Raw genomic sequence first — 12,407 nt, forward strand, 5'->3', positions numbered from 1 at the left:
ATTTAACCTGATACCTATGAAGAAGTTTATTGCATTAGCTGCGATTGTTGCCTTTCTATACAGTTGTAACTCCGGAGACCGGGGCGAATTGGTAGGGGCAGAAGGTAAGAAATGGCACCCCGAAAAACCATACGGGATGACCCTTATCCCAGGTGGATCTTTCATCATGGGTAAAGCAGACGACGATTTTGTGGCCGTTAACGATGCGCCAACAAAAACGGTTACCGTCCGCTCTTTTTATATGGACGAAACTGAAGTTACAAATGCCGAATATCGGCAGTTTGTTGAATGGGTGCGTGACTCTACAGTACGACTTAAACTTGCTATCTTAGCTGATGAAATGGGTGAGACACCTGGCAATGGTGGTATTGGTGATTTTGCTTTTGTAGATCAAGAAAGTGAAGAAATGACCCCGTGGGAGCAATACAATTATGATAATTACTACGGTATGGGAGAAGATTTCTATGCCGGAAGGAAGATAAATAATGACATTGATTTAATTTGGGATACATCAGAATTTCCAGATGAGTTTTATTCCGAAGTAATGGATACCATGTACATTCCTGCTGAAGAAGCATATAATGGACAGCGTACAATAGATGTTGATAAGCTAAAATTTCAATATACCTATATGGATATTGGTGCTGCTGCAAAAGCAAAAGGAAAAGACAGAAAAGATTTTATTAAAAAAGAAGAAATACAAATTTATCCAGACACAACAGTTTGGATTAAAGATTTCAACTACTCTTATAATGAGCCTATGCATAACGATTACTTTTGGCACGAGGCATACGGAGACTATCCCGTGGTAGGAGTAAGTTGGAAACAGGCAAAAGCTTTTTGCGCATGGAGAACCTTGTACAAAAACGCATATCAAAAATCAAGAGACCGCCAGCAAGTAAACTCGTTCCGTCTTCCAGGCGAAGCAGAGTGGGAATATGCGGCTAGAGGTGGTTTAGAATCTGCAACGTACCCTTGGGGTGGTCCTTATGCTAAAAACGATAGAGGTTGTTTTATGGCAAACTTTAAGCCATTGCGTGGGGATTACGCAGCAGATCAAGCACTTTATACTGTCGAGGCAGATGCTTATGAGCCTAATGATTATAACTTATATAATATGTCAGGTAACGTAAGCGAATGGGTTGCATCTTCTTATGATCCTGCTTCTTATGAATACTCGTCTACTATGAACCCAAATGTAAACGATCCCGATAATATGCGTAAAGTGGTTCGAGGCGGTTCTTGGAAAGATGTTGCGTACTTCTTACAAGTAAGTACTCGTGATTACGAATATGCTGATTCTGCCCGTAGTTATATCGGTTTCAGAACCGTTCAAGATTACATGGGTACCGATGTAACGCTTAACAATAACTTTGGCGACGGACGATAAGCCCCTGTCTTATATAACCAAACAAAACTTTAAATCATACTAACTAAACTAAACTAAAACTTTTTATTATGGCACAGTCAAGATCATCCAAAAAACTGTTTAATACGGCCTATGGCCTTGGAGCTTCTATTGTTATTATGGGAGCATTATTTAAAATTCTTCATTGGGAGATAGGACCTTTAACTGGAGGCTTGCTTTTAGCAGTAGGTCTTATTACCGAAGCAATCATTTTTGCCATTTCGGCTTTTGAGCCTGTTGATGATGATTTAGACTGGTCTTTGGTATATCCTGAATTAGCAGGAGGCCAAACTATGGGTAAAAAGGCTGAGCAACCTAAGGATGCAGAAGGTCTATTGTCTAAAAAATTAGACGAAATGTTAAAAGACGCCCGTATTGATTCAGAATTAATGAACAGCCTAAGCACAAGTATCCGTTCTTTTGAAGGTGCCGCCAAAGGAATGGCTCCAACTGCTGAAGCGATGAGTTCAACAAAAAAGTATAGCGAGGAAATGGCGTTGGCAGCAGCGCAAATGGAATCGTTGAATAGCTTGTATAAAGTACAAGTAGAATCTACTAGCCGTCAAACGGAAGTAAACGAGCAAGTAGCAGAAAACGCTACCCAATTGAAACAACAAATGGAACATTTGGCGACCAACCTTTCTTCTCTTAACGGAGTATATGGTGGAATGCTTTCAGCAATGAACAGAAACTAATCTAGTTTTTCAACTAAAATTATTAATCTTTAAACAAGACTACAAATGGCAAGTGGAAAACTAGGACCAAGACAAAAGATGATTAATCTAATGTATCTGATTTTCATCGCAATGTTGGCTTTAAATATGTCCAAGGAAGTATTATCGGCTTTCGGACTTTTAAATGAAAAAATTGAATCTGCAAATGTTGATACATCACAACGAAACCAAGCTTTTATGGATGGCTTGGCAACAAAGGCTAGCGATGAACCTGCACAATATGCTGCAGTGGAAGAAAAAGCGAAGGAGATTTCTGCGATTACAACAGAATTTGACAATTACCTTGAAGGCTTAAAAGCAGGGGCTGTTGAGAAAATTGAAGATCCTACCGAATATGAAGTAATGGATAAAGCAGATTATTTCAATAACCTATTCTTTGTTGGTGATAAATTGAAACCAGAAGGACAAGAGTTTGTTGATAAAATGAATAACTACCGTACTTCAATGATTGAAGTGCTTTCTGATACAGCCGTAGCTAAAAAAGTTGCAGGTGTTGAAGAGTTAAAAGAGAACATCAATGAAAACTTTAGTACCAACGAAGTGAAAAGAGAAGGTGGTACCCAAGATTGGTTGAATTATCACTACGAAGGATTTCCATTAATTGCTTCACTCACTAAGATGACATCTATTCAGAATGATGTGAAGACAAACCAAAGTGAAATACTTCAGAAAATGCTATCTGGACAACAAGCTGCTGCACTTTCATATAGTAACTATACTACTATTATGGATGTTTCAAAATCTGCTTATTATTCGGGTGAAGAATTTGACGGAGGTATTATGTTAGGGCGTACAGATGCTAATACAAAACCTAGTCGAGTAGAACTAACACTTGATGGAAGCCCTTTAAGTGAAAACCAATATTCACTGGAAGGTGGGAAAGTAAATTTAAAAATTAATGCTGGAAGCCCAGGAGATCACAAAATTGAAGGTTTTCTGTATTATGGTGAAGGTGGTGAAGAAATTGAAGTTCCTGTAAAAACAGGTTTTTCAACTATCTCAAAACCTAATTCAGCAGTAATTTCAGCAGATAAAATGAACGTGGTGTACCGTGGTGTAGATAACCCAATGACGGTTTCTATCCCTGGTATTCCTGACAATAAAGTAAGTGCGTCTGCTTCAGGATTAAGTAGAGTTTCTGGAAGTAAATATGTAATGCGACCTACTACTGGATCATCGGTTACGATTACAGCTAGTGGAACTTTGCCTGATGGACAAAAAATTAGTACTCCTAAAGAGTTCCGTATTAAAGGAATTCCCGCTCCAATTGGAGCAGTAAGAGGAGAAACCGGAATTGTAAGAATGCAACGTCAAGGATTAGAGATAGCTAGTATAAGCGCTATTCTTGAAGATTTTGATTTCGATCTTAATCTACGTGTTACAGGTTTCAGTTTTAAAGTTTCTGGTCAGCCTACCGTAACGGTAAGTGGTCAAAAATTAGACGGACGTGCCAAAGCTGCGTTGCGTAGAGCAAAACGTGGAGAAGCAGTGCAAATTTATGACATTAACACCAGTATCTCAGGAAGCAGTGTTAAGTTAAAAAAGACAGCTCCTGTTTTTATTGAGTTGACAAATTAGAATATTAAAACAAAGACTATGAACAATAAAAATGTTATGACGGCGGTTTTTGGACTTTTAGTGTGCTTTGGTGCTTCGGCACAAGTAAACATACTAAATGCTGACACTCCGGATGATATAGGTAAGAAGACGGAGGCGCAAATTGCCTATGATAATGATGAGCCATTACCCTACGGTTATGTGGACGAGCGCGATGTATTATGGTCCAAAGCTGTATGGGAAATTATCGACCTTGACGAACGAGTAAATTTTCCATTATATTACCCTATAGACACCAATAACATTGGTTCAGATCGTAGGTCTTTGTACGATGTATTAGTTACCGCTATTAAGAATGGTGAAATAGAAGATGTATATGCTGATTCTTATTTCACTGAAAAAAGAACACTTGATGATTTAGGTGCTTCTTTGGTGTATAGCGATACTACAGATCTTGGTATTGAGCAATTTAATGCTGAAGGAGTAGTTGATGAACAATACATCCGTAAATTTACACTAGACGCTGGTGACTTAGAGGAATGGCGTATTCGTGGCCTTTGGTACATAGATAAGCGCCAAGGTGAATTAAAATACCGTATGTTAGGTATATGTCCAGTTGCAAACGAAGCGCGTTCTAAGGCATTTCCAGATGACAATATAGACAGTAAAGTTGAGTTGTTTTGGGTTTGGTTTCCTGGTGCAAGGGAAGCATTGCATAATGCCAAGGCTTTTAACCGTAAAAACACATCACAACCAATCTCGTACGATCACTTATTAAATTCAAGGCGTTTTGAAGGTTTGATTTATAAAGAAGATAATGTGCAAGGAGATCGTGGTGTGCGTGATTATATAAACGATAATGCTTTAATGCAATTACTGGAGTCTGATAGAATTGAAGAGAAAGTCCGTAATATGGAAATTGATCTTTGGAACTATTAAAATACAGTCTATAAATATTAGTTATATAAAAAACCCTCCAATTTGGAGGGTTTTTACTTATCTGTTTTTATATAGATTTAAGCTGTTATTTGACAGTCTTCACAATCTTTTACTTTACCGTAATACGTTTCTCGGTATTTGTGTATGGTTTTAAAAGGAATATTTAAAAACCTTTTCTTTACGTACACCACTTTAGCAGTGAACATACCCATCTTTTCGGTAAATCGTTTTTCACTTTTTGTTTTTCGTTTCACTGAAACTAATTTCATCACTTTGTTTTAAAGTTAGTGTACAAAGAAACAAAGACTTAGCGGTTTATGCAAAAATACTTCGTTAAACCTTGGTTAATCCTTGTATATAATGCCTTCTTTCATAACAAATACAGTGTTTTCCATTGTTTTTATGCTTTTGGTTGGATCTTCATTTACAGCTATAATATCTGCTATATAACCTGATTGTAATTGTCCTATGTTATTTTCTTGGCCCAATAACTTTGCATTGGTAAGGGTTGCAGACTGCAATGCTTTCATGGCAGGCATTCCTGCCTCGACCATATAACCAAACTCTTTTCCGTTTTCTCCATGAGGAAAAACCCCAGCATCGGTACCAAAGGCAATATAAACTCCTTTTTTATGTGCTCTACCAAACATATCTTGAATTTGAGATCCAATTTCTAAAGCTTTTGGAACAATAATAGCCGGGTAATAGCCTTCTACTTTTGCTTTTTCTGCTACATATTTACCTGCAGATATTGTAGATACTAAATAGGCATCATTCTGTTTCATCAATTCCATGGTTTCACTGCTCATTAAGGTTCCATGTTCGATGGTTTTCACTCCGGCCCGAATGGCACGTTGCATTCCTTCATCACCATGTGCGTGAGCCGCCACTTGCATGTCATAATCTTTTGCAGTGGTTACAATGGCTTTAATCTCCTCTTCAGTAAACTGAGGGTTTTTGCTGTTTTTGGCAACACTTAAAACTCCCCCAGTAGCTGTAATTTTTATCCAATCAGCTCCATTTTTATAGCGTTGACGCACTGCTTTTTTAGCATCTTCAACACTGTTAACAACACCTTCTTTAGGGCCTGGGTTACCCATTAAATTTCGCTTACGACCATTTGTTGGGTCGGCGTGACCACCGGTTGTAGCCAATGATTTTTCTGCTGTAAATATTCTTGGTCCTACAGTTTTACCATTGTTTATGGCATTACGGAGGGCTACATTTACACCGCTACCTCCTAGATCGCGTACGGTTGTAAACCCGGCCATCAATGTTTTGTTTGCATACCCTGCTGCATTGAATGCTACATCAGCTTCGTTTAAAATAAAAGGTTTTAAGTAGTTGTTTGGGCTAGTTTCGCCCTCTAGATGAACGTGCATATCGATTAAACCGGGTAATACCGTCTTATTTTTTAAATCGATAATTTTATCGTTTTTGTTTTTAGAGCTTATAAAACCATTTTTTATGGCTTCAATTTTGCTGCCTGAAATGATGATGGTCTTGTCATTTAGCACCTCTCCATTTTTAACATCAACTAATTTTCCACAGTGCAAATACGTTTTTTGCGCAAGGCTTCCGAAAGAAATAAAAAGAATTGCAAGTACTACGTAGAAGTTTTTCATAAGGTGTATTTTTTATATATCTATTTAAAACGGTATTTATGTCACTTTTTTGCTGCGGACTTTTTGTTCCCATTTCCATGCTGAAGCCAAAGCATTTTCCAGTGATTTTTCGACTTTCCAGCCCAATACCTCATTAGCTTTTTTAGTATCGGCATAAATAGCTGTAACATCTCCTGGGCGTCTATCTACTACTTTATAGTTAAGCTTTTCTCCTGATACCTTTTCAAAAGTTTTTATTACTTTAAAAACAGAACTTCCTTCTCCAGTTCCAATATTAAAAACTTCAAAATCGCTAGTGTTTTTTTCTGAAAGTAATCGTTGCATAGCAATTAGATGCGCTTTTGCTAAATCGACCACATGGATATAGTCCCTTATACAGCTTCCATCAGAAGTATCGTAATCATCTCCAAAAACAGATAATTGTTCTCTTATTCCAGCTGCAGTTTGGGTAATGAATGGCACTAAGTTTTGAGGTACCCCAATTGGTAGTTCGCCTATTTCAACACTTTCGTGAGCACCTATAGGATTAAAATAGCGTAAGGCAATTGATTTCATTTCAGAAATATAACACGTATCAAACAAAATTTCTTCACTTATTTGTTTAGTATTTCCGTAGGGAGACATTGCTTTTTTTATTGAAGCCGTTTCAGTAATTGGTAACGAATCGGGTTCACCATAAACGGTGCAAGAAGAGCTGAAAATAATGTTATTGATACTGTGAGCTTTACACTCCTGTAATAAATAAACAAGAGTGTTCAAATTGTTTTCATAATATAATAACGGGTTTTCCACGCTTTCGCCCACAGCTTTGCTAGCAGCAAAATGGATAACGCCATCTAAATCGTTATGCGTTTTAAAAAAATCAATTACATCGGCTTTATTTCGAAGGTCCAATCGTTCAAAAATAGGTGCTTGACCTGTAATAGTGGTTATGCCGCCTAAAACATCTAAAGAGGAATTTGCTAAGTTGTCTATAACTACCACTTTAAATCCAGCCTGCTGCAATTCAACAACGGTATGAGAACCTATGTAGCCTAAGCCGCCTGTAACAAGTATTTTTTTCATGAGGTTGCTACAAAATTGATAATCGTTTTAGTGATGAATTCTATTTGTTCGTCATCTAGCTCAGTATGCATCGGTAAAGAAATAACTTCTTTTATTAATTGATTGGTAACAGGAAAATCTGCTTCGTTATAGCGCTCGTCCTTATAGGCTTTTTGAAGATGAAGCGGAATAGGGTAATACACCCCACACGGAATTCCATTTTCATTTAAGTGATTCACTAGAGCATCTCTATCTGTGTTTAAAATGCGAAGCGTGTATTGATGGAAAACGTGACAATCGCATACATCGCAAACAGAGTTTTCAGCTTCGCAATATCCGGTAGGTATAACTATATTTTGAATGCCTTTTAAGGCTTTTGAGTATTTTCTGGCCGCATTTCGTCGTGCTGCATTATAGGTGTCAAGTTTGGGTAGTTTAGCTCTTAAGATAGCAGCTTGTATAGAATCTAAGCGCGAATTAACTCCAACTACATCGTGATGATAGCGAACATACATACCGTGATTTACAATCCCACGAATAGTATGAGCTAAGTCATCATCATTGGTAAAAATAGCACCGCCATCACCATAACATCCTAGATTTTTAGAAGGGAAAAAAGATGTAGAACCTACGTGCCCAATCGCTCCCGTTTTTGTTTTTGTTCCGTCTTTTGAAGTATACGTACCTCCTATAGCTTGAGCATTATCTTCAATTACATACAGGTTGTTATCTTCGGCAAGCTCCATAATTTCGTCCATATTGGCCGCAAGACCAAATAGATGAACCGGAACAATGGCCTTAGTTTTTGGGGTAATAGCTTTTTTTATGGCTTCGACATCAATATTAAAATTAACAGGATCTACATCTACCAAAACAGGAGTTAACCCTAATAAAGCGATAACCTCTACTGTGGCCGCAAAGGTGAAATCGGCAGTGATCACTTCGTCGCCGGGCTGTAAGCCAAGTCCCATCATTGCAATTTGAAGGGCATCGGTGCCATTAGCACAAGGAATTACGTGCTTTACATTTAGATATTCCTCTAGTTCTTCCTGAAATTGATGAACCTCTGGACCATTAATAAAAGCAGTAGATTCAATTACATCTAAAACAGATTGGTTTACTTGTTCTTTAATTTCTTGGTATTGGACTTTAAGATCGACCATTTGTATTTTTCGCATGCTATTTTTTGAAAAGAGATTGTTTTATCAAAATTACGAAAATTGCATTCGGGTTGCAATGTTATTATTCATTCAATTGGTTTTGAATGTTCTTCTGAAATATGAACCCTATTGACTTTTCATAAAAATGAAACCATTTCATAAAGAAAACCCAACAGTAAAATTGTATTTTTACCTTCAGAAATAAAACCTATGACGAAGAAGAAACCACTTATTTTAGTTACCAACGACGATGGTATTACCGCCCCAGGAATACGAGCACTTATTGAAGTAATGAACACTTTGGGTGATGTATGCGTAGTTGCCCCAGATTCACCGCAAAGTGGAATGGGTCACGCCATTACCATTAATGACACCTTGTATTGCGATTCAGTTAAGGTACGAGAAGATGAGCCTCAAAAAGAATATAGCAGCAGCGGTACGCCAGTAGATTGTGTAAAACTAGCGGTCAATGAAATTTTAAAACGCAAGCCCGATTTGTGTGTTAGTGGTGTAAACCACGGAAGTAATTCTTCGATAAACGTTATTTACAGTGGAACGATGAGTGCCGCGGTTGAAGCAGGTACGTTAGGAATTCCATCGGTAGGCTTTTCATTATTGGATTATTCTCTGGAAGCCGATTTTGAACCCACTAAAAAGTTTATAAAAAAAATAGCCAAGCAAGCTTTAAAAAACGGCATGCCAAAAGGAGTGGTTTTAAATGTAAACTTTCCGAAATTATCAAAAGATAAAATAAAAGGTATAAAAGTATGCCGTCAGGCCAATGCACATTGGGAAGAACAGTTTGATAAACGTGTAAATCCGCTAGGGCGCGAGTATTATTGGCTTACAGGTGAATTTGTAAATGAAGATAAAGGCGAAGATACCGATGAATGGGCATTGGCAAACGGCTATGTTTCGGTAGTTCCTGTACAATTTGACCTTACGGCACACCATGCTATTAAAGATTTAAACACATGGAAACTGTCATGAACAAAATGACCAAAGAAATATTAATAGGCTTTCTCATTGGTGTTATAGCTAATCTTGCGGGAAGCTATTTATACATTTACTTTTTTTCAAAAGAAACTTTAGAAAAAACCATCCAATATTCTATTGAACAAGATGTGTTGGGTAATATTATTGCTTTAGGGGCTATTTTAAACTTATGTGCCTTCTTTATCTTTTTGAAGAAAAACAAAGTATATCGAGCAAGGGGAGTGGTTTTAGCTACTGTTTTAGCAGCTTTGGCTATTTTAGTTTCAAAATTTTTATAGCGGAGCAGTCGGTCTTGAAGTGTTCCTTCTACAATCAAATAGCAGCAGCTATTCCTGAAAGTTATAATTAAAGCCCTATTTTTGTTTTAAAGATATTTTTCCGAAGCACTTAAAACAATGAAATATTACCTTATAGCTGGCGAGGCTTCCGGCGATTTGCACGGAGCCAATTTAATGAAAACGCTTAAGGCTCAAGACCCAGAAGCTGACTTTCGGTTTTGGGGTGGTGATTTAATGGAAGCTGTTGGTGGAAAGCAAGTAAAGCATTATCGCGATCTTGCTTTTATGGGGTTTATAGAGGTGGTTTTTAACCTTCGTACCATCTTGAAAAATATATCCTTTTGTAAAAAAGATATTGAGGCTTACCAACCCGATGCCATTATATTTATTGATTATCCAGGTTTTAACCTTCGTATTGCAAATTGGGCTAAGCAAAATGGGTTTGCAACACATTATTACATTTCGCCACAAATATGGGCGTGGAAAGAAAACCGTATAAAAAGCATTAAGCGCGATGTGGATTATATGTATGTAATCCTGCCTTTTGAGAAAGAATTTTACGAAAAAAAACATGGATTCCCAGTTCACTTTGTAGGGCATCCATTAATTGATGCAATAGCTCAGCGTGAACAAGTAGAGCCTAGTGCTTTTAAGGAAGAACACGGGTTAGATAATAGACCAATCATTGCTTTATTGCCTGGAAGTAGAAAACAAGAAATCTCAAAAATGCTAAAAATCATGCTCAGTGTGGTTGAAGATTTTAGCGAATTTCAGTTTGTAATTGCCGGTGCTCCTAGTCAAGAGGCTTCCTTTTATAAGCCTTTCTTAAAAAAACAAAACGTACATCTATTGCTTAATAAAACCTACGATTTACTGAGTATTTCGCATGCTGCTTTGGTAACTTCGGGCACAGCTACGCTAGAAACCGCCTTATTTAAAGTGCCGCAAGTAGTTTGCTATAAGGGAAGTAGAGTTTCTTATGAGATTGCAAAACGGGTTATTAATTTAAATTACATTTCTTTAGTGAACTTGATTTTAGATAAACCAGCAGTAATCGAGTTGATACAAACCGACTTTACTACCAAACGTGTAAAAGAAGAATTGACACAAATTTTGGATGAATACAATCGTGCAGTCCTGTTTTTGGATTATTACGATCTCGAAAAAAAGCTGGGTGGAAAAGGTGCGAGTGATAAAACAGCTCAATTGATTCTTTCAGAAACAAAAAATAAAAATTAAAAAAATCAGTTATATTTATTGAAACAAGCCCTTATGAAAAAATTAATTCTTCTTTCATTCCTTGCTATTGCAATGGTATCCTGCGGAAGTTCTCGAAATGTAACAAAGCAAAAAAATATAATTGGTGCTACTACTCACACTAATAAAACGGTAACTCCTAAAAAGGTAAATAAAATTATATCCTATGCCAAAACGTTTGAGGGGACACGTTATAAGTTTGGTGGTACTACAAAAAGGGGAATGGACTGTTCTGGTTTAGTATATACGTCCTTTAAAAAAGAACAAATTGCATTGCCGCGAGTATCTCGGGATATGGCCAAACAAGGGAAACGAATTTCGCTGCGGAATGCTGAGGAGGGAGATTTGTTATTTTTTCAAACAAATAAAAGTCGCAGAGTTATCAATCATGTAGGCCTTGTAGTAGAATCAAGGAGGGGGATTGTAAAATTCATCCATTCTACAACTTCCAGAGGAGTGATAGTTTCTTCTCTCGATGAAAATTATTGGAACAATGCCTTTGTAGAGGTGCGACGGATAATTTAAAAACTAGGACATTAAAGTGCATAAACTCGTGTAAAATAATTATTATATTTTAAGTTCTCGGTTTCAAGGGGTCTGTTTCAATATATTTTTCTTCTAAAAAGGCAGCACCTTAGCCAACTATTCAATCAGTTTTACTTCTAAACTTCACCTTCAGCTAACAGTTAAAAATAGTCCACATCAAATTTTATTGGTTTCAACATCAAAAATTGGTCGTTCACATCATTTATAGATAACGAGCCTTTTTCTCTGTTAATTTAGAGTCTGTAAAATCGCATTGTACAATGATTTATCAGCTTAAAAATCTTTTTAAACCTTTAAAATATTTATCATGAAAACTTTAATAATTAGTGCATTTTTATGTTTAAGTGTAACAATCTTAAGCGCACAAGAAATTATGGAATTGGACGCCACTAAGTTAACGTATGCTCCAAATAGCTCGTCAGTATTACAAGACGGAGATAGCTTTACCTATACAGTAAGTGAACGCTTTAATGGTCAATTTGCTGAAGACCCCATCGCTTTTATGAATGCTCATTTTGATATTCAAAAAGTCATAGATGCTTCAAAAAATAAAAATTACGACTCTTACCTAGTAACTTTTAAGAGTAGTAATGGGTACTTGCAAGCAGATTTCAACAATAAAGGAAGTCTCCTTAAAACGTATCAAAACTTTAATAATGTTATTTTGCCATTAGCCTTAAGAAAGGAAATGCACAATACTTACAAAGGATGGACTTTGGTGAAAACCAAATATAATGCAAAAACCAAGGGTGATTTACTCGTGAAAGCCTTGTATCGAGTTAAACTGGAAAATGGGAACCAAAGACAAAACCTAAAAATTGATGCAAGAGATCAAGGTATTGGTGTCGCAGTTAATTGAACAA

At 36.8% G+C, this 12,407-nt stretch carries 13 protein-coding genes; 9 read left to right on the plus strand and 4 right to left on the minus strand.

Annotated elements, in window-relative coordinates; translation table 11 throughout:
* The first annotated feature begins 16 nt into the window (after window positions 1-16).
* The 4 genes from porK (at window position 17) to porN (ending at window position 4,638) form a co-directional block, all read left to right on the plus strand.
* Complete coding sequence (gene porK, locus DZ858_RS06390) at window positions 17-1,390, plus strand: T9SS ring complex lipoprotein PorK/GldK (RefSeq protein ID WP_117158741.1); 1,374 nt, start codon at window positions 17-19, stop codon at window positions 1,388-1,390.
* Window positions 1,391-1,458: 68 nt separating this feature from the next.
* On the plus strand, window positions 1,459-2,103 hold the full coding sequence (gene porL, locus DZ858_RS06395) for a type IX secretion system motor protein PorL/GldL (protein WP_117158742.1): 645 nt from the start codon (window positions 1,459-1,461) through the stop codon (window positions 2,101-2,103).
* Window positions 2,104-2,148: 45 nt separating this feature from the next.
* Window positions 2,149-3,720 (plus strand): type IX secretion system motor protein PorM/GldM, encoded by a 1,572-nt coding sequence (gene porM, locus DZ858_RS06400; RefSeq protein WP_117158743.1) that lies wholly within the window; start codon window positions 2,149-2,151, stop codon window positions 3,718-3,720.
* A gap of 18 nt (window positions 3,721-3,738) precedes the next feature.
* Entirely contained in the window at window positions 3,739-4,638 is a 900-nt protein-coding gene (gene porN / locus DZ858_RS06405) for a type IX secretion system ring subunit PorN/GldN (RefSeq protein ID WP_117158744.1), read from the plus strand.
* 77 nt (window positions 4,639-4,715) lie between these two features.
* On the opposite strand, the gene DZ858_RS06410 is transcribed toward porN, so the two are convergent.
* The 4 genes from DZ858_RS06410 to DZ858_RS06425 all read right to left on the minus strand — a co-directional run bounded on the left by DZ858_RS06410 (window position 4,716) and on the right by DZ858_RS06425 (window position 8,485).
* Entirely contained in the window at window positions 4,716-4,907 is a 192-nt protein-coding gene (locus DZ858_RS06410; protein WP_117158745.1) for a hypothetical protein, read from the minus strand.
* 75 nt (window positions 4,908-4,982) lie between these two features.
* Entirely contained in the window at window positions 4,983-6,263 is a 1,281-nt protein-coding gene (locus DZ858_RS06415) for a metal-dependent hydrolase family protein (RefSeq protein WP_117158746.1), read from the minus strand.
* Between the two features lie 36 nt (window positions 6,264-6,299).
* Complete coding sequence (galE, locus tag DZ858_RS06420) at window positions 6,300-7,328, minus strand: UDP-glucose 4-epimerase GalE (RefSeq protein ID WP_117158747.1); 1,029 nt, start codon at window positions 7,326-7,328, stop codon at window positions 6,300-6,302.
* On the minus strand, window positions 7,325-8,485 hold the full coding sequence (locus DZ858_RS06425; RefSeq protein ID WP_117158748.1) for a DegT/DnrJ/EryC1/StrS family aminotransferase: 1,161 nt from the start codon (window positions 8,483-8,485) through the stop codon (window positions 7,325-7,327). The genes galE and DZ858_RS06425 overlap by 4 nt, the downstream gene beginning before the upstream one ends.
* A gap of 192 nt (window positions 8,486-8,677) precedes the next feature.
* Here DZ858_RS06425 and surE point away from each other — a divergent pair, with 192 nt between their 5' ends.
* The 5 genes from surE (at window position 8,678) to DZ858_RS06450 (ending at window position 12,403) form a co-directional block, all read left to right on the plus strand.
* Window positions 8,678-9,457, plus strand: coding sequence for a 5'/3'-nucleotidase SurE (surE, locus tag DZ858_RS06430; protein WP_117158749.1), 780 nt, complete (start codon window positions 8,678-8,680; stop codon window positions 9,455-9,457).
* A 5-nt stretch (window positions 9,458-9,462) separates the two neighbouring features.
* Complete coding sequence (locus DZ858_RS06435) at window positions 9,463-9,741, plus strand: hypothetical protein (protein ID WP_317124716.1); 279 nt, start codon at window positions 9,463-9,465, stop codon at window positions 9,739-9,741.
* 117 nt (window positions 9,742-9,858) lie between these two features.
* Window positions 9,859-10,980 carry a lipid-A-disaccharide synthase gene (gene lpxB, locus DZ858_RS06440; protein WP_117158751.1) on the plus strand — a complete coding sequence of 374 codons (1,122 nt, stop codon included), beginning with the start codon at window positions 9,859-9,861 and terminating at the stop codon, window positions 10,978-10,980.
* 33 nt (window positions 10,981-11,013) lie between these two features.
* Window positions 11,014-11,523 carry a C40 family peptidase gene (locus tag DZ858_RS06445; RefSeq protein WP_117158752.1) on the plus strand — a complete coding sequence of 170 codons (510 nt, stop codon included), beginning with the start codon at window positions 11,014-11,016 and terminating at the stop codon, window positions 11,521-11,523.
* Window positions 11,524-11,851: 328 nt separating this feature from the next.
* Window positions 11,852-12,403, plus strand: coding sequence for a hypothetical protein (locus DZ858_RS06450; RefSeq protein WP_117158753.1), 552 nt, complete (start codon window positions 11,852-11,854; stop codon window positions 12,401-12,403).
* Window positions 12,404-12,407: the final 4 nt, after the last annotated feature.

The sequence above is a fragment of the Marixanthomonas ophiurae genome, from assembly GCF_003413745.1.
In the GTDB taxonomy this organism is placed as follows: domain Bacteria; phylum Bacteroidota; class Bacteroidia; order Flavobacteriales; family Flavobacteriaceae; genus Marixanthomonas; species Marixanthomonas ophiurae.